This is a genomic window from Pseudomonas sp. GM55, assembly GCF_000282395.1.
Classification (GTDB): Bacteria; Pseudomonadota; Gammaproteobacteria; order Pseudomonadales; family Pseudomonadaceae; genus Aquipseudomonas; species Aquipseudomonas fluorescens_CC.
The window spans coordinates 19,524-43,646 of record NZ_AKJJ01000040.1; the positions used below are offsets into that span (position 1 = coordinate 19,524).

Below are 24,123 nucleotides of genomic sequence, written 5' to 3' on the forward strand. Positions count from 1 at the left end.
CTCAAAGGCGCATCGCGCAATCGCGCTGCCGCCTCAGATCACGAACAAGTCCACAAACCGGTTCACCGGCGTCGCTTCAAGCGCTACCTGATCCTTGCACAACTGAAAAATCTGCGCGCACCGCTGCGCCGTGAAACGCGTCGCCAGGTTTGCCTTGAACTTGTCCTCCAGCATCGGAATACCCTCAGCGCGGCGCCGACGATGCCCGATCGGGTACTCCACTGCCACCTTCCCCGTGCTGGACCCATCCTTGAAAAAAACCTGCAGCGCATTGGCGATGGAGCGCTTGTCGGCTTCCAGATATTCACGGGTGTAGCGAGGCTCTTCGACGATGACCATCTTGTCGCGCAGCACGTCGATGATCGGATGCGCCTTGTGGAAGTCATCCTCATAGTGCTCGGCCACCAGATTGCCGAAGGCCAGCGGCACGGCGGTCATGTACTGGATGCAATGATCGCGGTCGGCGGCATTGGCCAGTTGACCGACCTTGGAAATGATGCGGATCGCCGATTCGTGGGTGGTGATGACGATCCTGTCGATTTCGTGCAACCGATTACGCACTTGCGGATGAAGCGTCACCGCGGCTTCGCAGGCAGTTTGCGCGTGAAATTCGGCGGGAAAACTGATCTTGAACAGCACGTTTTCCATCACATAACTGCCGTACGGGCGAGAGAAGCTGAAGGTGCGCTTGTCTGCGGGCTTGAGCGCCAGATCGTTGTTGGTGTGACTGAACAAGACATCGTAGAAACCCCATTGCCTGGCACTCAACACACCGGGGATACCCATTTCACCGCGCAAGGCGATGTCCGCCAGACGCACGCCACGGCTGGACGCATCCCCCGCCGCCCAGGATTTGCGCGAGCCGGCATTCGGCGCATGGCGGTAGGTGCGCAACGCCTGGCCGTCGGCGAAGGCATGGGAAAGCGCCGAGAGCATCTGCTCGCGGTTGGCGCCCATGAGCCTGGCGGTGACCGCGGCCGAGGCGACTTTCACCAGAATCACGTGATCGAGACCGACGCGGTTGAAGGCGTTTTCCAGGGCAATCACGCCTTGAATTTCGTGAGCCATGATCATCGCTTCAAGCACGGCGCGCACAGTCAGCGGCGCATCGCCATTGGCCAGACGCTTTTGCGACAAATGGTCGGCCACCGCGAGAATAGCGCCGAGATTATCCGACGGATGCCCCCATTCGGCGGCGAGCCAGGTGTCGTTGTAGTCCAGCCAGCGCACGATGCAGCCGATGTCCCACGCCGCCTTGATCGGATCGAGCCGAAAAGAGGTGCCTGGCACACGGGCGCCGAATGGTACGACGGTGCCTTCGACCACGGGCCCCAAATGCTTGGTGCACTCCGGAAAACGCAGGGCCAGCAGACCGCAACCCAAGGTATCGATCAGACAGTTGCGCGCGGTATCCAGCGCCTCTGCGGACTCGATCTTGTAGTTGAGAACGTAATCGGCAATGTCCTGCAGGACCTTGTCGTAGTCGGGGCGGTTATTCAGGTCGACGTTGGCACTCATGTTCGATTCACCTGTAGGCGCTGGCTTGCCAGCGAAGATGCAGTCGAATTCAATCTCTTATTTTGAATGCTTCCATCTGTAGGCGCTGGCTTGCCAGCGAAAGCGGTGTCACAGGCAACAATGATGTTGAATGTGACGGTCCCTTCGCTGGCAAGCCAGCTCCTACAGGGTGTTGTATTGATCAGAAAGAATCGCCCGGCACGCGAACGAAACCCTCCATCAACACCCGCGCACTGCGGCTCATGATCGCCTTGTTCACGGTCCATTCACCGTTGACCTGGCTGGCCTCGGCACCAACGCGCAAAGTGCCGGACGGGTGACCGAAGCGCACAGCGTTGCGCTCGACACCGCCTGCAGCGAGGTTCACCAACGTGCCGGAAATCGCGGCGGCCGTACCGATCGCCACTGCCGCCGTACCCATCATCGCGTGGTGCAACTTGCCCATGGACAGTGCACGCACCAGCAGGTCGATATCCCCTGCGGCAATCGCCTTGCCACTGGACGCCACATAGTCCGCCGGCTTGGCCACAAAGGCCACCTTCGGCGTGTGCTGCCGTTTGGCCGCTTCGTCGATGTTCGAGATCAGCCCCATGCGCAGCGCGCCATAAGCCCGGATGGTTTCGAACATCTGCAAGGCTTTTGGGTCGCCATTGATCGCACCCTGCAGCTCGGTACCCTTGTAGCCGATGTCTTCGGCATTGACGAAAATCGTCGGGATCCCGGCGTTGATCATGGTCGCCTTGAAGGTACCGACGCCGGGCACTTCCAGGTCGTCCACAAGATTGCCGGTAGGGAACATCGAACCGCCGCCACCCTCTTCTTCCGCCGCCGGATCGAGGAACTCGATCTGTACTTCGGCCGCCGGGAAGGTCACGCCGTCGAGCTCGAAATCGCCGGTCTCCTGCACTTCACCGTTAGTGATCGGTACATGGGCGATGATGGTCTTGCCGATGTTGGCCTGCCACACACGAACCACCGCCACACCGTTGTGCGGGATGCGGCTCGCGTCCACCAGGCCATTGCTGACGGCGAACGAACCGACCGCCGCCGACAGGTTGCCGCAGTTGCCGCTCCAGTCCACGAAGGGCTTGTCGATGGAGACCTGACCGAACAGGTAATCGACATCGTGGTCGGCCTTGATGCTTTTCGACAGGATCACGGTTTTGCTGGTGCTGGAGGTCGCGCCGCCCATGCCGTCGATTTGTTTGTCGTACGGATCCGGGCTGCCGATCACCCGCAGCAACAAGGCGTCGCGGGCCGGGCCGGGGACCTGTGCTGCTTCGGGCAAATCCTTCAGGCTGAAAAACACGCCTTTGCTGGTACCGCCGCGCATGTAGGTGGCGGGGATTTTGATCTGCTTGGGAAAATGAGCTGCGTGAGACATGTGTGCTCCTTCAAAACAGGCACGGGACCAAAGTCCCGTGCCTGTGCAGCCTGTATTAGACGGCAACCGCCGATTCTTCGAGGAAGTCCTGGGCGAAGCGTTGCAACACGCCGCCGGCCTCGTAGATCGACACTTCTTCGGCGGTGTCGAGGCGGCAGGTCACCGGCACTTCGACGCGCTCGCCGTTCTTGCGATGGATCACCAGTGTCAGCTCGGCACGCGGAGTGCGGTCGCCAATCACATCGTAGGTTTCGCTGCCGTCGATGGCCAGGGTGTGGCGGTTGGTGCCTGGCTTGAATTCCAGTGGCAACACACCCATGCCCACCAGGTTGGTGCGGTGGATGCGTTCGAAACCTTCGGCGGCAATCGCTTCCACACCCGCCAGACGTACGCCCTTGGCCGCCCAGTCGCGAGACGAGCCCTGGCCGTAGTCAGCGCCGGCGATGATGATCAGCGGCTGCTTGCGATCCATGTAGGTTTCGATGGCTTCCCACATACGCATCACTTTGCCTTCCGGCTCGACACGGGCCAGCGAACCCTGCTTGACCTTGCCGTTTTCCTGAACCATTTCGTTGAACAGTTTCGGGTTGGCGAAGGTCGCGCGCTGCGCAGTCAGGTGGTCACCACGGTGAGTCGCGTAAGAGTTGAAGTCCTCTTCCGGCAGGCCCATTTTCGCCAGGTATTCGCCAGCGGCGCTGTCCAGCATGATGGCGTTGGACGGCGACAGGTGATCGGTGGTGATGTTGTCCGGCAGCACCGCCAGCGGGCGCATGCCCTTGAGCGGACGCGCCCCGGCCAGTGCACCTTCCCAGTACGGCGGACGGCGGATGTAGGTGCTCATCTCGCGCCAGTCGTAGAGCGGCGCGACTTTCGGACCGGTGTCTTCGTGGATGGCGAACATCGGGATGTACACCTGACGGAACTGCTCCGGCTTCACCGACGCCTTGACCACGGCGTCGATTTCTTCGTCGCTCGGCCAGATGTCTTTCAGGCGGATTTCCTTGCCGTCGACCACACCCAGTACGTCTTTTTCGATGTCGAAACGAATGGTGCCGGCAATTGCATACGCAACCACCAATGGCGGCGACGCGAGGAATGCTTGCTTGGCGTACGGGTGAATCCGGCCGTCGAAGTTGCGGTTACCGGACAACACCGCCGTGGCGTACAGGTCGCGGTCGATGATCTCTTGCTGGATCACCGGGTCCAGTGCGCCGGACATGCCGTTGCAGGTGGTGCAGGCGAAAGCCACAACACCGAAACCGAGCTGTTCCAGCTCATCGGTCAGGCCGGCTTCATCGAGATACAGCGCCACGGTTTTCGAGCCCGGTGCCAGGGATGACTTGACCCATGGCTTGCGGGTCAACCCGAGCTTGTTGGCATTGCGTGCCAGCAGGCCGGCGGCGATCACGTTGCGCGGGTTGCTGGTGTTGGTGCAACTGGTGATGGCGGCGATGATCACCGCGCCATCCGGCATTTGCCCCGGTACGTCCTCCCACTTCCCGGAGATACCTTTGGCGGCCAGATCCGACACCGCGACACGGGCGTGCGGGTTGCTCGGGCCGGCCATGTTGCGTACCACCGAGGACAGGTCGAAGGTCAGGCCGCGCTCGTACTGCGCGCCCTTGAGGCTGTCGGCCCACAGGCCTGTGGTCTTGGCGTAGTTCTCGACCAGCTGCACCTGATCGTCTTCACGGCCGGTGAGCTTGAGGTAGTCGATGGTCTGCTGGTCGATGTAGAACATCGCCGCGGTGGCGCCGTATTCCGGGGCCATGTTGGAGATGGTTGCGCGGTCGCCGAGGGTCAGCGCGGAGGCGCCTTCGCCGAAGAATTCCAGCCAGGCACCGACCACTTTTTGCTTGCGCAGGAACTCGGTCAGCGCCAGCACCATGTCGGTGGCGGTGATGCCCGGTTGCAGCTTGCCGGTCAGTTCGACGCCAACGCTTTCCGGCAGACGCATCCAGGAGGCGCGGCCGAGCATGACGCTCTCGGCTTCCAGGCCACCGACGCCGATGGCGATCACGCCCAGCGCATCGACGTGCGGGGTGTGGCTGTCGGTGCCGACGCAGGTGTCGGGGAACGCTACGCCGTCGCGCACCTGGATCACCGGAGACATTTTCTCCAGGTTGATCTGGTGCATGATGCCGTTGCCCGGCGGGATCACGTCGACGTTCTTGAACGCCTTCTTGGTCCAGTTGATGAAGTGGAAACGGTCTTCGTTGCGACGGTCTTCGATGGCGCGGTTCTTCTCGAACGCCTCGGGATCGAAACCGCCACGCTCGACGGCCAGGGAGTGGTCGACGATCAGTTGCGTTGGCACCACCGGGTTGACTTGCGCCGGGTCACCGCCTTGCAGGGCGATGGCGTCACGCAGGCCGGCGAGGTCGACCAGCGCAGTCTGGCCGAGAATGTCGTGGCACACCACGCGGGCCGGGAACCACGGGAAGTCGAGGTCGCGCTTGCGCTCGATGAATTGCTTCAGGGATTCGGTGAGCGTGGCCGGGTCGCAGCGACGCACAAGGTTTTCCGCCAGCACACGGGAGGTGTACGGCAGGGTGTCATAGGCGCCAGGCTGGATCGCCTCGACCGCCGCGCGGACATCGAAGTAATCCAGGTGGCTGCCGGGCAGCGGTTTACGGAATTCAGTGTTCATCGTCAGGACTCGGTCACGGAGATTACAAAAGGTGGGGCCTGGCACAGGTACTGAACTGAACGCGGACCTCTGTAGGAGCTGGCTTGCCAGCGAAGGCGGTGGGTCAGTCAACAAGATGTTGGATGACAAACCGCCTTCGCTGGCGAGCCAGCTCCTACAGGGCCACCGGTTCATTCAGTAACCCGTGCAGGCGCCCCCACCATTCAGCGTTGTTCGATTGGTACGAACTTGCGCTGTTCAACGCCGACGTACTCGGCGCTTGGACGGATGATGCGGTTGTTGGCACGTTGTTCGTACACGTGGGCGGCCCAGCCGGTCAGGCGCGAGCAGACGAAGATCGGCGTGAACAACTTGGTCGGGATGCCCATGAAGTGGTACGCCGAGGCGTGGTAGAAGTCGGCGTTCGGGAACAGTTTCTTCTGTTCCCACATGGTCTTGTCGATGGCTTCGGACACCGGGAACAACACCTTGTCACCCACTTCGTCAGCAAGCTTCTTCGACCAGCCCTTGATCACCTCGTTGCGCGGATCGTTGTCCTTATAGATCGCGTGGCCGAAGCCCATGATCTTGTCCTTGCGCTCCAGCATGCCGAGGGTGCCTTTGATCGCCTCTTCCGGCGACGAGAAACGCTCGATCATTTCCATCGCCGCTTCGTTGGCACCGCCGTGCAGCGGGCCGCGCAGCGAGCCGATGGCTGCGGTCACGCAGGAGAACAGGTCGGACAAGGTCGAGGCACAGACTCGCGCGGTGAAGGTCGACGCGTTGAACTCGTGCTCCGCGTAGAGGATCAGCGAAACGTTCATCACCTTGACGTGCAGCTCGCTCGGTTTCTTGCCGTGCAGCAGGTGCAGGAAGTGGCCGCCAATGGACTGTTCGTCGCTCACGCAGTCGATGCGCTTGCCTTCGTGGCTGAAGCGATACCAGTAAGTCATGATCGCCGGGAAGGCAGCCAGCAGACGGTCGGTCTTGTCCTGTTGCTCGGTGAAGTTCGCCTCCGGTTCCAGGTTGCCCAGGAACGAGCAGCCAGTACGCATCACGTCCATCGGGTGGGCGTCGGCGGGGATGCGTTCCAGCACTTCTTTCAGCGCTTGCGGCAGGTCACGCAACTTGCCCAGCTTGGCGATGTAGGCGCTCAGTTGCGCCTTGCTCGGCAGCTCGCCGTACAGCAGCAGGTAGGCAACTTCTTCGAACTGAGCGTCAGCCGCCAGTTCACGAACGTCGTAACCACGATAAGTCAGACCGGCACCCGACTGGCCCACGGTGGACAGTGCGGTTTGCCCGGCTACCTGGCCACGGAGCCCGGCGCCACTGAGTACTTTTGCTTCGGCCATTGCTGTCTCCAATTCTTGAATTTTTTAGGGAAACTAGCCTGTAGGAGCGAGCTTGCTCGCGATAAACATCAAATCGCCGCGGGGCATCAGATTTCCCGCGTTATCGTTGGCGACCATCGCGAGCCAGCTCGCTCCTACAGGTACACGGTGTTCATTATTTCTTCGCGGCAAACAACGCATCGAGCTTCTGCTCGAAGGTGTGGTAGTCGATGCGATCGTAAAGCTCCATGCGCGTCTGCATGGTGTCGATGACGTTCTGCTGCGTGCCATCGCGACGAATCGCGGTGTAGACGTTTTCTGCAGCCTTGTTCATGGCGCGGAACGCCGACAGCGGGTACAGCACCAGCGATACATCGGCAGCGGCCAGTTGTTCGGTGGTGTACAGGGGCGTCGCGCCGAACTCGGTGATGTTGGCCAGGATCGGCGCTTTCACACGGTTGGCGAACAGCTTGTACATTTCAAGTTCAGTGATGGCTTCCGGGAACACCATGTCGGCGCCGGCTTCGATGCACGCGGCGGCGCGATCCAGAGCAGATTCCAGACCTTCCACTGCCAGGGCGTCGGTACGGGCCATGATCACGAAGCTGTCATCGGTACGCGCATCCACGGCCGCCTTGATGCGGTCGACCATTTCCTGCTGGGTCACGATTTCTTTATTGGGACGGTGACCGCAGCGCTTGGCGCCGACCTGGTCTTCGATGTGAATCGCCGCGGCACCGAACTTGATCATCGACTTGACGGTGCGAGCGACGTTGAACGCCGAGGAGCCGAAACCGGTGTCCACGTCCACCAGCAGTGGCAGATCGCAAACATCGGTGATACGGCGCACGTCGGTCAGCACGTCATCCAGCCCCGTGATGCCCAGGTCAGGCACGCCGAGGGAGCCGGCAGCCACCCCGCCACCCGACAGGTAGATCGCCTTGAAACCGGCGCGCTTGGCCAGCAGCGCGTGGTTGGCATTGATCGCGCCGACCACTTGCAGTGGATGCTCGCTGGCGACCGCATCGCGGAAACGCTGGCCTGGTGTGCTCTTGTTCAAACTCATGACTCACCTCGTTTGGCTGTCGGGTTAACGCCGTCCTGGTAGTGACGGGCGATATTGCGTTTGGAGGCGCCGATGTGACGGCGCATCAACAACTCGGCCAGTTCACCGTCACGGTCGGCGATGGCATCGAGAATACGGTGGTGCTCGGCGAACGCCTGGTGCGGGCGATTGGGTGTGGTGGAAAACTGGATGCGGTACATGCGCACCAGCTGATAGAGCTCGCCGCAGAGCATTTGGGTCAGCGTGCGGTTGCCGCTGCCCTGGATGATTCGGTAATGGAAGTCGAAATCGCCTTCCTGCTGGTAGTAGCCCCTACCAGCCTGGAACGCTTCATCGCGCTCGTGGGTTTCCAGGACCCGACGCAATTCGTCGATTTCCTCGACACTCATGCGCTCGGCGGCGAGGCGACAGGCCATGCCTTCCAGGGACTCCCGGATTTCGTAAAGTTCAAGCAGCTCGGCGTGATTGAGCGACACCACCCGCGCGCCGACATGCGGCACGCGAACCAGCAGGCGCTGGCCTTCCAGACGGTGGATGGCCTCGCGCAACGGGCCACGGCTGATGCCGTAGGTGCGCGCCAGCTCCGGTTCGGAGATTTTGCTGCCCGGCGCGATCTCGCCTTTGACGATAGCCGCCTGAATGCGACGGAAGACGTTCTCGGACAGGGTCTCCGTATCGTCTTGCGCTAAAACCGGGGGATCGAGTTGATCCAGCATATTGTCGACACCTTGTGAGCCAATGCCGCAAAAACTAACGAATACAGGCGGAACAGTCAAAGGCTAAATCGATATTGTCGACAATCTTCTGATAACCGGCTGCACCATAACGAAGCAACCACACTGTTTATAGCCACCCGCCAGCGCTGGCGCCATCAAACCACCGTGCTAGAATGCCGCCCGCATTTGTTTGTCACATCTGCACTGCCTGTCATAAAACCCTGATAGGCATACGAGGGAGCTTGCGCAGCGATGCCAGGGCCTTGAATCAAGTCGGACCGCTGCGCACCAGGATTTATGAGACTCAAGCCCTTCCCTGCCTTCCTTTATTTAGTTTGCCTGCCCGGCTTCGCAATGGCCGGGGAAAAGACCGTGTATGGCCTGAATGAGTACGCATCGCTCAATGGCATTGATCTGGAAGTGGCGGCCAAACTCGACACCGGGGCGAAAACCGCGTCCCTGAGTGCACGGGATATCAAACGTTTCAAACGCAACGGCGAGTCGTGGGTGCGCTTTTACCTGGCCATCGACGCCGCCCATTCGCACCCGATCGAACGCCCGCTGGCCCGTGTCAGCAAGATCAAGCGTCGGGCCAGCGACTACGACCCGGAGGAAGGCAAGAAGTACACCGCCCGTCCGGTGATCGAACTGGATATCTGCATGGGCTCGGCCCTGCGCAGCATCGAAGTCAACCTGACCGACCGCAGTGCCTTCCAATACCCGCTACTGATTGGCTCCGAAGCGCTCAAACGCTTCGATGCACTGGTTGACCCCAGCCTTAAATATGCTGCCGGCAAACCCGCCTGCACCACCGACGCTCATACCGCCGAGTAATTCAAATGCGCTCTCTTACCCTTCATCTGAAACTGCTGATCGCCATCCTGGTGGTGCTGGGCATTTCAGTTACGGCCTACCAGATCTTCGTGCTGGGCATTCCGGTAACCGAAGACGCCACTGACGACCTGTGGAACATCGACGCCAAGGTCGAGTTCGTCGCCAGTGCCAAGGACCCGGTCAAGATCCAGATGTTCGTACCACCGCTGAGCCGCGACTTCGTCAGCCTCAACGAGAGCTTCATCTCCAATAACTACGGCGTGGCCGTGAACCGGGTCGACGGCAATCGCAAGGTCACCTGGTCGGCACGCCGGGCCAAAGGCAATCAGACGCTGTATTACCGCCTGGTGCTGACCAAGCGTTATTCCGGCGAGAAAGCCAAGATCAAAGGACCGACCTTTCGCGACAGCATGACCATCGAAGGCCCGGAAAAAATCGCCGCCGAAGCCCTGCTCGCACCGATTCGCCAGCACTCGGCCGACGTCGAAACCTTCGTCGGTGAAGCCATCAAGCGGGTCAACAACCTCAACGACGACAACGTCAAACTGTTGCTGGCCGGCGATCCATCCACCGCGCACAAGGCAAAAATCGTCGAGTTGCTGCTGTCCATCGCCCATGTGCCGATCGAGAAGGTCCACACCATTCGCCTGGTGGCCGACCAGCCGCAAATGCCGGAACTGTGGCTGCGCAGTTTCAATGGCACCGACTGGCTGTACTTCAACCCGGAAACCGGTGAACAGGGCTTGCCGACCGATCGCCTGCTGTGGTGGACCGGCGACGAAAACCTGATCACCGTCGACGGCGGCAAGAAAGCCAACGTGACCTTCAGCCTGAACAACAGCGAAATGAACGCCATTCGCCTGGCCAAGCTGACCGACGAAAACACCGACGCCAACTTCCTCGAGTACTCGTTGTACGGCCTGCCGCTGCAGACCCAGCAGACTTTCATGATCATGGTCATGATCCCGATCGGCGTGCTGGTGATCCTGATCCTGCGCAACCTGATCGGCATCCAGACCCTGGGCACCTTCACCCCGGTGCTGATCGCCCTGGCCTTCCGCGAAACCCAGCTCGGCTTCGGTATCGCGCTGTTTACCATCATCACGGCGCTGGGACTGTCGCTGCGCTCCTACCTCGAACACCTGAAGCTGCAAATGCTGCCGAGGCTGTCGGTGGTGCTGACGTTCGTGGTGGTGCTGATTGCGATGATCAGCCTGTTCAGCCATAAACTCGGCCTGGAGCGCGGCTTGTCGGTGGCGCTGTTCCCGATGGTGATCCTGACCATGACCATCGAACGCCTGTCGATCACCTGGGAAGAGCGTGGCGGCGGCCATGCCATGAAAGTGGCGATCGGCACGCTATTCGCCGCGTCCCTGTCACACCTGATCATGACCGTGCCGGAACTGGTGTACTTCGTGTTCACCTTCCCGGCGATCCTGCTGATCCTGGTGGCTTTCATGCTGGCCATGGGTCGTTATCGCGGTTATCGCCTGACCGAACTGGTGCGTTTCAAGGCCTTCCTGAAAAAGGCTGACGCCTGATGTTCGGTTTCTGGAAGACCTGGAAGGCCCTGGAAGCCCGGGGCATCATGGGGATCAACCGGCGCAACGCAGACTACGTGCTCAAGTACAACAAGCGCAGCCTGTACCCCATCGTCGATGACAAGATCATCACCAAGGAGCGCGCAATTGCCGCCGGCATTCATGTGCCGGAACTCTATGGGGTGATTTCCACCGAGAAGGAAATCGACAATCTCGAAGAGATCGTCAGCGGACGCCGTGACTTCGTGATCAAACCGGCCCAGGGCGCTGGCGGCGATGGCATCCTGGTCATCGCCGACCGCTTTGAAGGGCGTTATCGCACGGTGTCCGGCCGGATCATCAGCCATGAAGAAATCGAGCACCAGATTTCCAGCATCCTCACCGGCCTGTACTCCCTGGGCGGTCACCGCGACCGGGCGCTGATTGAATACCGGGTGATTCCGGACCAGATCTTCAAGAGCATCAGTTACGAAGGCGTGCCGGACATTCGCATCATTGTCTTGATGGGCTACCCGGTGATGGCCATGCTGCGTCTGCCGACGCGTCAGTCCAACGGCAAGGCCAACCTGCACCAGGGCGCCATCGGCGTCGGTGTGGACCTGGCCACAGGCCTGACCCTGCGCGGCACCTGGCTGAACAACATCATCAACAAACACCCGGACACCACGAATGCCGTGGATGGCGTGCAACTGCCCTACTGGGACGGTTTCATGAAACTTGCCGCTGGCTGTCATGAGTTGTGCGGGTTGGGCTACATCGGTGTCGACATGGTCCTGGACCAGGAAAGAGGTCCACTGATTCTTGAGCTCAACGCCCGGCCGGGGCTGAATATCCAGATTGCCAATGACTGCGGGCTGACGTCGCGCACTCATGCGGTGGAAGCACGACTGGAAGACCTGAAGGCTCGTGGCGTGACCGAAACAGTCGAAGAGCGCGTGGCGTTCGTGCAGGAGATGTTTGGGCATATTCCTGCGGTCGTGGGTTGAGGCCCTTCTCCTGCTCGCGATGAACTGACGCCCATCTCTTGTAGGAGCGAGCTTGCTCGCGATGAACCTGAAAACCCTGCGGGGTATCAGGCTTACCGCGTTATCGTTGACGACCATCGCGAGCGAGCTCGCTCCTACAGTACTCAACCCCCTCTAGGAGCAATTCTCCGAGGGGACTACAATCGCCACCCCGCCTCGATGGCTGATCTCCCCTGCCCATGCTGACCTGTTCCGTACACCCGCTGCCCTATCGCGCCAACCCCGCCCAATACTTCGCGGCGATTCGCCATGCGCCCGGTGCCGTGCTGCTCGACAGTGGCCGCCCCAGCGCCGACCGCGGCCGCTATGACCTGCTCAGTGCCTGGCCGCTGGAACAGCTGACGGTATCGCCCGACGAAAGTGGCGACGCTTTCCTGCAACGCCTGCGCGATAACCTGACACGCCTGGGCGAAGCCACCCTGCCGGCACCTTATGAGTTGCCGTTTGCCGGTGGATTGATCGGCTACCTGAGTTACGACTTCGGCCGGCATCTGGAGCGCCTGCCGAGCCAGGCAAGGGACGACCTGCAACTGCCTGACGCGCGTTTCGGCCTGTACGGCTGGGCATTGATCAGCGATCACCTTTCGCTGACCAGCCAATTGGTGTTCCACCCGACTCTGCCCGACAGCGAACGTCAGCGCCTGATCGACCTGTTCAGCCAGCCTGCAGCGCAAGGGCTCGCTCCATTCAAACTGCTCACCCCGATGACTGCCGACTTGAGCGCTGACGAGTATCGACAGGCAATCGAACGCATCCAGCAATACATTCAGGCCGGCGACTGTTATCAGGTCAACTTCGCCCAGCGGTTTCGCGCGCCCTGCCAGGGAGATCCGTGGGCCGCTTACTGTGCACTGCGCGCAGCGTGCCCGACGCCTTTTTCCGGCTTCCAGAGCTTGCCTGACGGCAATGCCGTACTCAGCCTGTCGCCGGAACGCTTCGTCAAAGTCAGCCAGCGCCATGTGGAAACCCGCCCGATCAAGGGCACTCGACCTCGGGGCCTGACGCCTGAGCAGGACGCCGCGAACGCCGCCGAACTGCTGGCCAGCCCCAAGGACCGCGCGGAAAACCTGATGATCGTCGACCTGCTGCGCAATGACCTCGGCCGGACCTGCCGCACCGGTTCGGTACGGGTGCCGGAACTGTTCAGCCTGGAAAGTTACCCGAACGTGCATCACCTGGTGAGCAGCGTCACCGGTGAACTGGCGGATGACCGCGACGCCCTGGACCTGATCGCCGGCAGCTTCCCCGGCGGCTCGATCACTGGCGCGCCAAAGATTCGCGCCATGCAGATCATCGACGAACTGGAGCCGACCCGACGCGGACTGTATTGCGGTTCGTTGCTTTACCTGGACGTGCGTGGCGAGATGGACAGCTCCATCGCCATCCGCAGTTTGCTGGTCAAGGACGGGCAGGTGTGTTGCTGGGGTGGCGGCGGGATTGTCGCGGACTCGGAGTGGCAGGCCGAATATCAGGAGTCGATCACCAAGGTGAAGGTGCTACTCGATACGTTGCAGAGCCTTTAAGAGCTTCGCCGGCAAGCCGGCTCCTACAGGGATTGCGGAGTTCTTGTAGGAGCTGGCTTGCCAGCGAAGGCGCCCTTCAGAACACTACAAACTCAAGGTCCGGTTCGAAGCCTTGATGAATTCCTGCTTCAGCTCCTCAAAACTGTGCACCGCCGGGAACTGCGGGAACTCGCGAATCACGTTGTCCGGCGCATGGAACAGAATCCCGGCATCGGCCTCGCCCAGCATCGTGGTGTCGTTGTAGGAATCCCCCGCCGCGATCACCCGGTAGTAGAGGCTCTTGAAGGCCAGGACCGACTGACGCTTGGGATCTTTCTGACGCAGTTGATAGCCAGTGACTCGCCCGCTGTCGTCAGTAATCAGACGATGGCAGAGCAAGGTCGGGAAGCCCAATTGGCGCATCAACGGCTGAGAGAACTCGTAGAAGGTGTCGGACAGGATCACCACCTGGAAACGCTCGCGCAGCCAGTCGACGAACTCGATGGCGCCGTCCAGTGGCTTGAGCGTGGCGATCACTTCCTGAATGTCGGAGAGCTTCAGGCCGTGCTCGTCGAGAATCCGCAGGCGCTGCTTCATCAGCACGTCGTAGTCGGGAATGTCCCGGGTGGTGGCCCTGAGGGACTCGATCCCGGTTTTTTCGGCGAAGGCGATCCAGATTTCCGGGACCAGCACACCTTCAAGATCCAGACAGGCAATTTCCACAAGACACTCCCATTTGTATTGATTATTGAGTCGAGCGAGCCAAAAGACTGCCGAACTCTAGCGACTCGGGCCTGCCTGCGCAACGCAGAGGATGCCCCGGCCCGTGCCGCTTTTTGTTACCATCGGCCCATATAGAGCGCCCAGCGCCACCGACCTGTAGGAAGCCGCCCTGATGAGCCCAACGTTCGACGTCGTGGAACTCGCCACGACCTATGCCAACAAATCCGCCCAGGACATCCTGAAGCTCGCGTTTGCCGAGTTCGGCGATGACCTGTGGATATCTTTCAGCGGTGCCGAGGACGTGGTGCTGGTGGACATGGCCTGGAAGCTGAACAAGAACGTCAAGGTGTTCAGCCTCGACACCGGCCGCTTGCACCCCGAGACCTACCGCTTCATCGATCAGGTGCGCGAGCACTACAAGATCGACATCGAGCTGGTGTCGCCGGATTACACGAAACTCGAACCTTTCGTGAAGGAAAAAGGCCTGTTCAGCTTCTACAAGGACGGCCATGGCGAATGCTGCGGCATCCGCAAGATCGAACCGCTGCGCCGCAAGCTGTCCGGCGTCAAAGCCTGGGCCACCGGCCAGCGCCGGGACCAGAGCCCCGGCACCCGCAGCGCCGTCGCGGTGATGGAAATCGACACCGCGTTCTCCACTCCGGAACGCACCCTGTACAAGTTCAACCCGCTGGCACAAATGACCAGCGAAGAGATCTGGGGCTACATCCGCATGCTGGAACTGCCTTACAACAGTCTGCACGAACGCGGTTTTATCAGCATCGGCTGCGAACCCTGCACCCGCCCGGTACTGCCGAACCAGCATGAGCGCGAAGGCCGCTGGTGGTGGGAAGAAGCGACGCAGAAGGAATGCGGGTTGCATGCGGGGAATATCATCAGCAAGTCCAAAGCGTAAATACCCCTGTAGGAGCGAGCCTGCTCGCGATGAACCCGAGAACGCAGCGGGGTATCTGGCACCCCGCGTTATCGTTGACGACCATCGCGAGCAAGCTCGCTCCTACAAAAATGTGTACACAGGAATGTCACCATCGGTGCCATTTATGTGTGCACTTTTCGTTTCTGCGCCCCCAAAAGTTACATTCCCCCGACTGACGTGCGCCGCCACGCCCTCCTGAATCCCCTTCGTAAAATAAATACCTGTTCAATCGGTCAATTTAAATTAACTATTTTTCAGCAACTTGGCGAAAAGCCATAACAAAACGAAATGAGCAGCGCCTTTCATAGAACTCTCCACTGGCATGGTTCTGGCTTAAGTGCATACATGTTTTGTATACAATCATATCAAAACATACACACACTTTAGATCCGCAAGCCTGAAGCGCCCTATCCCGTACAGGCTGCAGATGCCCCGTAACCAATGATATTCGCCACCCGCGACGAAGATTTGTCGAGCCAACGCTCATGCACAGTCATCGCGATGTCGAGCATCAGGAGCCTGCCGGAATGCGTACTAGTCTCTCCAATAACAACATCGCGCTGGATCTACCCTCCTCCCATTCCACTCACATCGCCGACAATCAAGCGCATCACTGCCCCGTCGTGCTCAGCCCCCGATTGCACAACAAAGACCTCGCACCGACCAAGGCCGAAGGCCGGCGCTGGGGCCGTTACAGCATCTTTGCCCTGTGGACCAATGATGTTCACAACATTGCCAACTACTCCTTCGCCATCGGTCTGTATGCCCTGGGTCTGGGCGGCTGGCAAATCCTGCTGTCCCTGGGGATCGGTGCAGCGCTGGTGTATTGCTTCATGAACCTGTCCGGCTACATGGGGCAAAAGACCGGGGTGCCGTTTCCGGTCATCAGCCGAATCAGTTTCGGCATACATGGGGCGCAGATTCCTGCGCTGATCCGCGCCGTGATCGCCATCGCCTGGTTCGGTATCCAGACGTACCTGGCGTCCGTAGTCTTTCGCGTGTTGTTGACAGCGGTCCATCCCGGGTTCGCCGACTACGACCACAACTCGATCCTGGGCCTGTCGACCCTGGGCTGGGTGTGTTTCGTCGCGATCTGGTTCGTGCAACTGGCGATTCTTGCCTATGGCATGGAAATGGTGCGGCGCTACGAGGCGTTTGCCGGCCCGGTGATTCTGCTGACCGTCGCCGCCCTCGCCGCGTGGATGTACACCCAGGCCGACGCGACCATTGCCTGGTCGATCCGTGAGCCGCTGACTGGCGGTGAAATGTGGCGCAACATCTTTGCCGGTGGCGCATTGTGGCTGGCGATCTACGGTACGTTGATCCTCAACTTCTGCGACTTTGCCCGCTCTTCCCCATGCCGTAAAACCATCAAGGTCGGCAACTTCTGGGGCCTGCCGGTGAACATCCTGGTGTTTGCCGCCATCACCGTCCTGTTGTGCGGCGCGCAATTCCAGATCAATGGCCGGATCATCGAAAGCCCGACCGAAATCATCGCCTCGATTCCCAACACCTTCTTCCTGGTGCTCGGCTGCCTGGCGTTCCTGATCGTCACCGTGGCGGTGAACATCATGGCCAACTTCGTCGCCCCGGCGTTCGTCCTCAGCAACCTGGCCCCGAAGTACCTGACCTTCCGCCGCGCCGGGCTGATCAGCGCGACCATCGCCGTGCTGATCCTGCCGTGGAACCTCTATAACAGCCCGCTGGTGATCGTGTACTTCCTGTCCGGCCTCGGCGCGCTGCTCGGCCCGTTGTACGGCGTGATCATGGTCGACTACTGGCTGGTACGAAAAGGCCGGATCAACGTGCCACAGTTGTACAGCGAAGACCCTAACGGCGCGTATTACTACAGCCGCGGCGTCAATCTGCGCGCGGTGGCGGCGTTCATTCCCGCCGCCCTGATCGCCATCGTTCTGGCATTGGTACCGGGCTTCCACAGCGTGTCGCCGTTCTCCTGGCTGATCGGTGCCGGAATCGCCGGAATGCTCTACCTGATCATCGCCAAACGCCAACCGCACTATGCCGATATCAGTGGCGAATCAATCGCGGTCGACAACGTCAGTCATTAATCCTGTCGCGGCCCGACGTTGTCGGGCCGCAGAACCACCTGCAATAAGGACTCCCCATGCGCATTCTCGTGGTCAACGTCAACACCACCGAATCCATCACCCAGGCCATCGCCCGCTCGGCGCAAGCCGTCGCGTCGCCCGGCACGGAAATCGTCGGCCTCACCCCGCACTTCGGCGCCGACTCCATCGAGGGCAATTTCGAAAGTTACCTGGCGGCCATCGCGGTCATGGATCGGGTGATGTCCTACGACCAACCCTTCGACGCAGTGATCCAGGCCGGTTACGGCGAACACGGCCGTGAAGGCCTGCAGGAACTGCTCAACGTGCCGGTGGTGGATATCACCGATGCCGCCGCCAGCACGGCGATGTTCCTCGGTCATGCCTATTCCGTGGTCACCACCCTCGACCGCACCGTGCCGCTGATCGAAGATCGCCTCAAGCTCTCCGGCCTCTGGGACCGTTGCGCCTCGGTGCGGGCCAGTGGTTTGGCAGTGCTGGAACTGGAACACGAGCCGCAGCGCGCACTGGAAGCCATCGTGCATCAGGCCGAACTGGCGGTGACCCAGGACAAGGCCGAAGTGATCTGCCTGGGTTGCGGCGGCATGGCCGGGCTGGACGAGCAGATTCGCCGACGCACCGGCGTGCCGGTGGTGGACGGCGTGACGGCGGCGGTGACCATTGCCGAGTCGCTGGTGCGACTGGGGTTGTCGACATCGAAGGTGCGGACTTATGCAACGCCGCGGCCGAAAAACATCATTGGCTGGCCGGCTCGGTTTGCCCGGTAGACCGCGTTATCGTTCATCGCGGGCAAGCCCGCTCCCACAGGTTTCGCGTTGTTTACATCATCATGGTACGGCGCAAAATCCTGTGGGAGCGGGCTTGCCCGCGATGGCAACACCTCGGTCTTAAGCCTGGCTCAAACCGCACTGAACCTCTGCCCCAACCCCCGCTCGGCAAACTGCTCAATGATGAAATCGACAAACGCCCGGGTCTTGCCCGGCAGCAGTTTGTGTTCGGCGTAATAGATGGAGGTGTAACCGTCGTCGATGTACCAGTCCGGCAACACCCGCTGCAACCTGCCCGACTCCAGATAACCCACTGCAAACGGCATGCTCACCAGCGCAATGCCCAGCCCCTGCGCGGCCGTGGCACAGGCGGCCTCGGAATCGCTCATGGTCATCCGCGCCTTGAGCGTCAACGGGCTGTGCTGCTGATGGCGATGGGTCAACTGCCAGGAACGCACACGACCGGTTTGCGGCGAGCGGATCAGAATCCCGTCATGGTGCTTGAGGTCATCCGGCTCGCTGATCGACCCATGTGTTTCCAGGTAAGCCTGTGAAGCCACCAGCACCCGATGCGCCGGGCTCAGCCGGCGCGCCACCACGCCCTGGGGTAATTCGAAACCGCCGCCGATTGCCGCGTCGAAGCCCTGCCCGATCAGATCGACCTGGCGGTTATCGAAGTGCCAGTCCGGGTTGATCGCCGGGAATCGCCGCAGAAACTCGCCGAGCATCGGCACAATGTACAAGCAGCCGAACACCGTACCCATGCTGACTTTCAAGGTACCCGCCGGCTGCCCTCCGGCACTGGCGAGATTGGCCACGGCATTCTGGATCGTGTGCAGGCTGGCGCTGACTTCGCCGAGAAACAACTGTCCGGCCTCCGTCAGGGTCAGGCTGCGCGTGCTGCGCTGAAACAATCTGACGCCCAGGCGTGCCTCGAGTTTGGCGACGCTCTTGCCCACCGCCGCCGGGGTCAGACTCAAGCGGCGCGCCGCTTCAGCAAAGCTGCCGACCTCGGCGCTGCGCACAAAGCATTCGATACTGCTGAAGGTTTCCATAGACGCCACTATAAACTTTTGGTTTACACAGACTATCTCAACCATGGTCTACACGGCACGTAATCCTGAATCGATACTAGGCTCCATCAACCGGGACATCTCGCCTCGGGACTTGGAGATCGACATGACTACTCAGAACCTCAGCGGCAAAGTGGCATTGATTCAAGGTGGTTCCCGCGGTATCGGCGCAGCCATCGTCAAGCGCCTGGCTGCTGAAGGCGCGACCGTTGCCTTCACTTATGTCAGCTCGACGGCAAAGGCCGAAGCACTGCAAGACAGCATCACCGCCAAAGGCGGCAAGGCCCTGGCCATCAAGGCTGACAGCGCCGACGCCGAGGCGATCCGCGGTGCGGTGTCCGCCACGGTAGAAGCCTTCGGTCGCCTGGATATCCTGGTCAACAATGCGGGTGTACTGGCCATCGCGCCGCTGGCCGAGTTTAAACTCGAAGACTTCGACCAGACCCTGGCCATCAACGTGCGCAGCGTGTTCATCGCCACCCAGGCCGCCGCCAGACACATGACCGAAGGCGGTCGCATCATCAACATCGGCAGCACCAACGCCGACCGCATGCCCTTCGCCGGTGGCGGCCCGTACGCCATGAGCAAGTCGGCACTGGTCGGCCTGACCAAAGGCCTGGCCCGTGATCTCGGCCCGCAAGGCATCACCATCAATAACGTGCAACCGGGTCCGGTCGACACCGACATGAATCCGGCCGACGGTGACTTTGCGGAAAGCCTGATCCCGATGATGGCTGTGGGCCGTTACGGCAAGGCCGAAGAGATCGCCAGCTTCGTCGCCTACCTCGTCGGCCCGGAAGCCGGCTACATTACAGGGGCCAGTCTGACCATCGACGGTGGCTTCGGCGCCTGACGCATTAAACGCAAAGCAAATGTGGGATCGCCGCACCGCCGCTCCCACATTTTTTGTCGTCAGGCCCACTCAAGCGCCGGCAAACCAAAAGCGCCCGGCTCGAACGCCTTCAACGTACGAAGAATGCCATCGGCATGTGCGTACCTGGCGTCGGCCATTGCAGCATCCGGAATCGCAATCGCCGTCATCCCCGCCGCCTTCGCGGCGGTGACACCAAAGGGCGAATCCTCGAACACCAGGCAATCCTCAGGCGCGACGCCCAGACGCCGCGCCGCCGTCAGGAAAATATCCGGTGCCGGCTTGGCCGCGCCCACCTCTGGGTCATCGGCGGTGACGATGAAGTCGAACAAGGCGAACCAGTCGCGGTGCAAGGTGGTTTTCTGGCCGAACGACTGGCTCGAAGAACTGGTGCCGACCGCAATGGGAATGTTGTTGGCCTTCAGATGCCGTACCAGCTCCTGTGCGCCAGGCATCGCCTGCGCTGTAGGAAAACGCTCGCGCATCAGCGGCTCGCGGATCACCAGAAACTCTTGCGCCGTAATCGGCAAGTCCAGCGCTTCAACCACATAGCGCGCCAGATCGCCCGCGCCCCGACCAATGATGTTCTGTTTGATGCTCCAATCGAACGTTCGGCCGTAACGCGCAGCGATGATAGACGTGACTTCGGTGTAGATACCCTCTGTATCCAGCAACAAGCCGTCCATATCGAAAATCACGGCCTTGATCGGGCCGAATGCTTTCAGTGGTGCATTCATCGCATCTGATCCGTTTCCGAGGCATCGCGGGCAGCTCAGGAACGGCCTGATGCCCGAATGGATTAAAGGATTCAGCAGCATAGCGAGCGCCGCTGGCTCAGAGCAACGATGAAATCCCGATTCACGCCGAATGGCCCTGCGATATTTAGCGAATCGCCCTACACCAAACACCAACCTTCCTGACTTCTTTCCTTGCAGATCCCCCGCAGAGTCTCGAGCTCCACATTCCGCCAAGCGAAAGTCTGCCGATGTTCGATCCCCAAGAGGTATTGGCATTCCCCACCAGCAGTCCCTTGACGCGGGTGCACAGGACCGAAACCGTCGAGCGCACCACCCACAGCTGCCCGGTGTCGATGGTTACCGGCGAAGTACTGCTGACCCTGACCGACGGCACCCTCGACGGAGTCTTGCCGTTCGACTTCACCCGCCTCTATCGCACCAGTGCCGTCGAACTCGACAGTGGCCTCGGTTTTGGCTGGAGTCATTCGCTGTCCCAGCACCTGGAACTCCACGGCGAGCAGGTGCTGTGGATCGACCCCGAAAACCGCCGCACGCCATTTCCGCGGCCGACGGCGGCGCGCCCGCTGACCCACAACAGCCTGTCGCAGGCGGCGGTTTACCTCGGCGAAGCGCCGGACGAACTGATCCTCGCCCTGGCCGGCGACGTGGCGCGTTTCTATCACTTCCGCGACGGCCGGCTCGGCGCGATCAGCGACGCCTACGGCAACCGCCTGACGATACAGCGTGACCACTTTGACCGGATTCAGCGCCTGGACAATGGCGCCGACCGCGCCCTGCTGCTGCGTTACGACCTCAAGCACCTGGTGGCCGTCGACTATCAGGTGTTTCAGCGCAGAGGCTCCGAGGCGCAAACCTGGCGCACCGAACAGACGCTGGTCAGCTACCGCTACGACGCCCGCCAGCGTTTGATCGAGGCGACCAACGCCGCGGGTGAAAGCGAACGCTATGACTACGACGAGCAGCACGTCATCCTGCAACGGCAACTGGCTGGCGGCGCGAGTGTCTTCTGGGCGTGGGAACGCTCCGGCAAGGCAGCCCGCTGCATCCGTTACTGGGCCTCGTTTGCGCAGATGGAAGTGCGTTACATCTGGGACGATCAGGGCCATCTGATCGCACTGCTTGCGCCGGATGAGGCGCCTATGTCCTACGAGTATCGTCACGGCTTCCCGCACACCCGCCCCCACAGTCAGGCGAGGTGGAGCTACCGGCGCAATGCCCAAGGGGACATCACTGCCGTCACCGATCCCGACGGGCAGATCACCCGCTATTTCTACGACCCGCAGGGACGCTTGCTGACGATCCGTTTCCCCGACCAGAGCAGTCACCAGTTTGTCTGGAACGCCTTGGGACAATTGCTGGAAGAGACCCTGCCGGACGGTGCTCTACGCACTTTTTCCTACGATGCATTGGGGCGGCGGATTACCCAACAGGACGAACACGGTGCCATCACCGGTTACGAGTGGGACGCCGTGGGCCGACTGACCCAGACGACGCTGCCCACCGGTGCCCGCCGTGCCTGGCGCTATAACGCCTACAGCCAGGTCACCGCCAAAACCGACGAACTGGGGCGGGTAACCCGTTACGAATACACTGACGACCTGCACTTGGTCAGCCGTCGGATCAACCCCGACGGCAGTGCGCTGAAGTACCGTTACGACCATGTGCATTTGTTGCTCAGCGAGATCGACAACGAGGTCGGCGACACTTACCGGCTGGACTACACCCCGGGCGGATTGATCAGACAGGAAACCGGCTTCGATGGCCGTCGTACCGCCTACAGCTACGACTTCAATGGCCAGTTGATGGAGAAAACCGAGTTTGGCGACGACGGCTCACAGCTGGTGACCGGTTATCAACGTGACAGCGCTGGGCGGCTACTGGTCAAAACCCTGCCCGATGGGCTCAAGGTCGAGTACCGCTACGACAACTTCGGGCAACTGATCAGCGTCGATGACGGCCAGGGCCGTCCGCTGGAATTCGAATACGACAGCCAGGGCCGGCTGATCACCGAGCATCAGGGTTCGGGGACCCTGCGTTACGGCTACGACCCCTGCGGTCGGCTCAAGCGCATACACCTGCCGGATGCCTGTGTCCTCGTCTACCACCACGCCAAAGGGGGCGCCCTTACTGCCATCGATCTCAACGGCACGCGCCTGACCAGCCATCGTTTTGTCGGTAGGCGCGAACAGCAACGCCAACAGGGTCTGCTGCTCAGTGATTATGCCTACGACGAGCAAGGCCGTTTGCAGGCCCACGCCGTCAGTCAAAAGCAACGACCGCTGTACCACCGTGAGTATGCCTACAGCACCAAGGGTAACCTCCTGCAAATTGCCGACAGCCGCCACGGTTCACGCCGCTACCAATACGACGCGCTCGACCGCCTGACCGGCGTGCGACACGCCCGCGACCAGTCCACAGAGAACTTCACTCACGACCCGGCCGGCAACCTGCTGATCCACGACCGCCCCGGCCCTCGCGTACTCCAGGGCAACCGCTTGCGCCGCCGCTGCGACAGCCACTACGACTACGACGTCTTCGGCAACCTGATTCGCGAATGTCGCGGTATGCCGCCCCAGGTCACCGAATACACCTACGACAGCCAGCACCGCCTGATCGGGGTCAGCACCCCGGATGGTAGAAGTGTCAGCTACCGCTACGACGCCTTCGGTCGGCGCATCCGCAAAACCGTCGACGGCCAGATCACGCAATTCTTCTGGCAAGGCGACCAGCTCATCGCTGAAAGCGGCCCCCGGCACTACCGCAGCTACGTCTACGAACCCGACACCCTCCGCCCGCTGGCGCTGCTCGACGGCAAAGGGCGGGCAGACGCCTGCCCGTTCTACTACCAACTCGACCACCTCGGCACCCCGCAGGAACTGACCAGCTACGCCGGCGCCATCGTATGGTCGGCCAAATACACCGCCCACGGCAAACGCCGCGAACCGAGCCACAGCGACGACGAACGGCTTGAGCAACCGCTACGGTTTCAGGGGCAGTATTTCGACGCTGAGAGCGGCCTGCACTACAACCGGCATCGCTACTACCATCCGGACATCGGTCGTTATCTGACGCAGGATCCGGTCAAGTTGGCCGGTGGGTTGAACCCGTATCGATACACCCGGAACCCGACGGGATGGGTGAGTCCGTCGGGGTTGGGCGGGAATTGCCCGCAGGCGAACAAGCCGGGATGCCTGGCGACGGATCGGGAGGGAGTGGCAAAGGTTGATGAAGGTGAGCCTGATGCGCCCGCTCCAAAACCTCCAAATAAATACTTGTATCGCGGGGACTCACGGAAGCCCTGGGAAATCGATGAAACTGCAATTGAACCCATTGGATCGACTGCCTAAAGTAATCGGGACCCAGG

18 protein-coding genes are annotated in these 24,123 nt (G+C 61.0%); 9 read left to right on the plus strand and 9 right to left on the minus strand.

The features are described from left to right. Nucleotides 1-33: 33 nt before the first annotated feature. The 6 genes from prpD to PMI31_RS08995 form a co-directional block, all read right to left on the minus strand. On the minus strand, nt 34-1,518 hold the full coding sequence (prpD, locus tag PMI31_RS08970; protein ID WP_008017609.1) for a 2-methylcitrate dehydratase: 1,485 nt from the start codon (nt 1,516-1,518) through the stop codon (nt 34-36). A gap of 181 nt (nt 1,519-1,699) precedes the next feature. Beyond that, nucleotides 1,700-2,902, minus strand: coding sequence for a 2-methylaconitate cis-trans isomerase PrpF (gene prpF / locus PMI31_RS08975; RefSeq protein ID WP_008017611.1), 1,203 nt, complete (start codon nt 2,900-2,902; stop codon nt 1,700-1,702). Between the two features lie 55 nt (nt 2,903-2,957). Further along, entirely contained in the window at nt 2,958-5,552 is a 2,595-nt protein-coding gene (acnD, locus tag PMI31_RS08980; protein ID WP_008017612.1) for a Fe/S-dependent 2-methylisocitrate dehydratase AcnD, read from the minus strand. A 203-nt stretch (nt 5,553-5,755) separates the two neighbouring features. After that, nucleotides 5,756-6,883, minus strand: coding sequence for a bifunctional 2-methylcitrate synthase/citrate synthase (prpC, locus tag PMI31_RS08985; RefSeq protein ID WP_008017614.1), 1,128 nt, complete (start codon nt 6,881-6,883; stop codon nt 5,756-5,758). A gap of 154 nt (nt 6,884-7,037) precedes the next feature. Further along, nucleotides 7,038-7,928 carry a methylisocitrate lyase gene (gene prpB / locus PMI31_RS08990; protein ID WP_008017616.1) on the minus strand — a complete coding sequence of 297 codons (891 nt, stop codon included), beginning with the start codon at nt 7,926-7,928 and terminating at the stop codon, nt 7,038-7,040. Further along, a complete protein-coding gene (locus tag PMI31_RS08995) occupies nt 7,925-8,644 on the minus strand; it encodes a GntR family transcriptional regulator (RefSeq protein WP_008017617.1) in 720 nt (239 codons plus the stop codon). The genes prpB and PMI31_RS08995 overlap by 4 nt, the downstream gene beginning before the upstream one ends. Nucleotides 8,645-8,941: 297 nt before the next feature. On the opposite strand from PMI31_RS08995, the gene rloA reads away from it, so the two are divergent. The 4 genes from rloA (at nt 8,942) to pabB (ending at nt 13,567) form a co-directional block, all read left to right on the plus strand. Next, the gene (gene rloA / locus PMI31_RS09000; protein ID WP_043302299.1) at nt 8,942-9,478 is read left to right on the plus strand and encodes a retropepsin-like aspartic peptidase RloA; all 537 of its coding nucleotides are present in this window, start codon (nt 8,942-8,944) and stop codon (nt 9,476-9,478) included. Nucleotides 9,479-9,483: 5 nt separating this feature from the next. After that, nucleotides 9,484-11,019 (plus strand): osmotic stress tolerance membrane protein RloB, encoded by a 1,536-nt coding sequence (rloB, locus tag PMI31_RS09005; RefSeq protein ID WP_008017619.1) that lies wholly within the window; start codon nt 9,484-9,486, stop codon nt 11,017-11,019. Then, complete coding sequence (locus tag PMI31_RS09010) at nt 11,019-12,005, plus strand: alpha-L-glutamate ligase-like protein (protein WP_008017620.1); 987 nt, start codon at nt 11,019-11,021, stop codon at nt 12,003-12,005. Before rloB ends, PMI31_RS09010 begins: the two co-directional genes overlap by 1 nt. A gap of 218 nt (nt 12,006-12,223) precedes the next feature. After that, nucleotides 12,224-13,567 carry an aminodeoxychorismate synthase component I gene (pabB, locus tag PMI31_RS09015; RefSeq protein WP_008017621.1) on the plus strand — a complete coding sequence of 448 codons (1,344 nt, stop codon included), beginning with the start codon at nt 12,224-12,226 and terminating at the stop codon, nt 13,565-13,567. Between the two features lie 84 nt (nt 13,568-13,651). Here pabB and thrH read toward each other — a convergent pair whose 3' ends face one another. After that, the gene (thrH, locus tag PMI31_RS09020) at nt 13,652-14,269 is read right to left on the minus strand and encodes a bifunctional phosphoserine phosphatase/homoserine phosphotransferase ThrH (protein ID WP_008017622.1); all 618 of its coding nucleotides are present in this window, start codon (nt 14,267-14,269) and stop codon (nt 13,652-13,654) included. Between the two features lie 172 nt (nt 14,270-14,441). Between thrH and PMI31_RS09025 the strand changes: the two genes are divergently transcribed. The 3 genes from PMI31_RS09025 (at nt 14,442) to PMI31_RS09035 (ending at nt 18,057) form a co-directional block, all read left to right on the plus strand. After that, nucleotides 14,442-15,182: a phosphoadenylyl-sulfate reductase gene (locus PMI31_RS09025; protein ID WP_007971943.1), complete on the plus strand. Its 741-nt coding sequence runs from the start codon at nt 14,442-14,444 to the stop codon at nt 15,180-15,182. A 548-nt stretch (nt 15,183-15,730) separates the two neighbouring features. After that, nucleotides 15,731-17,272, plus strand: coding sequence for an NCS1 family nucleobase:cation symporter-1 (locus tag PMI31_RS09030; protein ID WP_008017623.1), 1,542 nt, complete (start codon nt 15,731-15,733; stop codon nt 17,270-17,272). A 56-nt stretch (nt 17,273-17,328) separates the two neighbouring features. Continuing rightward, nucleotides 17,329-18,057: an aspartate/glutamate racemase family protein gene (locus PMI31_RS09035; RefSeq protein WP_008017624.1), complete on the plus strand. Its 729-nt coding sequence runs from the start codon at nt 17,329-17,331 to the stop codon at nt 18,055-18,057. A gap of 131 nt (nt 18,058-18,188) precedes the next feature. Here PMI31_RS09035 and PMI31_RS09040 read toward each other — a convergent pair whose 3' ends face one another. Continuing rightward, nucleotides 18,189-19,112: a LysR family transcriptional regulator gene (locus tag PMI31_RS09040; RefSeq protein ID WP_043302300.1), complete on the minus strand. Its 924-nt coding sequence runs from the start codon at nt 19,110-19,112 to the stop codon at nt 18,189-18,191. A 124-nt stretch (nt 19,113-19,236) separates the two neighbouring features. Between PMI31_RS09040 and PMI31_RS09045 the strand changes: the two genes are divergently transcribed. Further along, nucleotides 19,237-19,983 carry a 3-oxoacyl-ACP reductase family protein gene (locus PMI31_RS09045; RefSeq protein WP_008017627.1) on the plus strand — a complete coding sequence of 249 codons (747 nt, stop codon included), beginning with the start codon at nt 19,237-19,239 and terminating at the stop codon, nt 19,981-19,983. Nucleotides 19,984-20,042: 59 nt separating this feature from the next. On the opposite strand, the gene PMI31_RS09050 is transcribed toward PMI31_RS09045, so the two are convergent. Beyond that, nucleotides 20,043-20,738 carry an HAD-IA family hydrolase gene (locus tag PMI31_RS09050; protein WP_008017628.1) on the minus strand — a complete coding sequence of 232 codons (696 nt, stop codon included), beginning with the start codon at nt 20,736-20,738 and terminating at the stop codon, nt 20,043-20,045. Nucleotides 20,739-20,986: 248 nt separating this feature from the next. Between PMI31_RS09050 and PMI31_RS09055 the strand changes: the two genes are divergently transcribed. Next, complete coding sequence (locus PMI31_RS09055) at nt 20,987-24,106, plus strand: RHS repeat-associated core domain-containing protein (RefSeq protein ID WP_008017629.1); 3,120 nt, start codon at nt 20,987-20,989, stop codon at nt 24,104-24,106. The last annotated feature ends 17 nt before the right edge of the window (nt 24,107-24,123 follow it).

What these genes read in the sequence shown, in the direction of transcription:
- PMI31_RS09035 (WP_008017624.1), top strand. Translation starts at nt 17,329, where the DNA reads ATGCGCATTCTCGTGGTCAACGTCAACACCACCGAATCCATCACCCAG.
- pabB (WP_008017621.1), top strand. Translation starts at nt 12,224, where the DNA reads ATGCTGACCTGTTCCGTACACCCGCTGCCCTATCGCGCCAACCCCGCC.
- prpF (WP_008017611.1), bottom strand. Translation starts at nt 2,902, where the DNA reads ATGTCTCACGCAGCTCATTTTCCCAAGCAGATCAAAATCCCCGCCACC.
- prpD (WP_008017609.1), bottom strand. Translation starts at nt 1,518, where the DNA reads ATGAGTGCCAACGTCGACCTGAATAACCGCCCCGACTACGACAAGGTC.
- prpC (WP_008017614.1), bottom strand. Translation starts at nt 6,883, where the DNA reads ATGGCCGAAGCAAAAGTACTCAGTGGCGCCGGGCTCCGTGGCCAGGTA.
- PMI31_RS09045 (WP_008017627.1), top strand. Translation starts at nt 19,237, where the DNA reads ATGACTACTCAGAACCTCAGCGGCAAAGTGGCATTGATTCAAGGTGGT.
- PMI31_RS08995 (WP_008017617.1), bottom strand. Translation starts at nt 8,644, where the DNA reads ATGCTGGATCAACTCGATCCCCCGGTTTTAGCGCAAGACGATACGGAG.
- rloA (WP_043302299.1), top strand. Translation starts at nt 8,942, where the DNA reads ATGAGACTCAAGCCCTTCCCTGCCTTCCTTTATTTAGTTTGCCTGCCC.
- PMI31_RS09050 (WP_008017628.1), bottom strand. Translation starts at nt 20,738, where the DNA reads ATGAATGCACCACTGAAAGCATTCGGCCCGATCAAGGCCGTGATTTTC.
- PMI31_RS09055 (WP_008017629.1), top strand. Translation starts at nt 20,987, where the DNA reads ATGTTCGATCCCCAAGAGGTATTGGCATTCCCCACCAGCAGTCCCTTG.
- PMI31_RS09010 (WP_008017620.1), top strand. Translation starts at nt 11,019, where the DNA reads ATGTTCGGTTTCTGGAAGACCTGGAAGGCCCTGGAAGCCCGGGGCATC.
- rloB (WP_008017619.1), top strand. Translation starts at nt 9,484, where the DNA reads ATGCGCTCTCTTACCCTTCATCTGAAACTGCTGATCGCCATCCTGGTG.
- acnD (WP_008017612.1), bottom strand. Translation starts at nt 5,552, where the DNA reads ATGAACACTGAATTCCGTAAACCGCTGCCCGGCAGCCACCTGGATTAC.
- PMI31_RS09025 (WP_007971943.1), top strand. Translation starts at nt 14,442, where the DNA reads ATGAGCCCAACGTTCGACGTCGTGGAACTCGCCACGACCTATGCCAAC.
- prpB (WP_008017616.1), bottom strand. Translation starts at nt 7,928, where the DNA reads ATGAGTTTGAACAAGAGCACACCAGGCCAGCGTTTCCGCGATGCGGTC.
- PMI31_RS09030 (WP_008017623.1), top strand. Translation starts at nt 15,731, where the DNA reads ATGCGTACTAGTCTCTCCAATAACAACATCGCGCTGGATCTACCCTCC.
- PMI31_RS09040 (WP_043302300.1), bottom strand. Translation starts at nt 19,112, where the DNA reads ATGGAAACCTTCAGCAGTATCGAATGCTTTGTGCGCAGCGCCGAGGTC.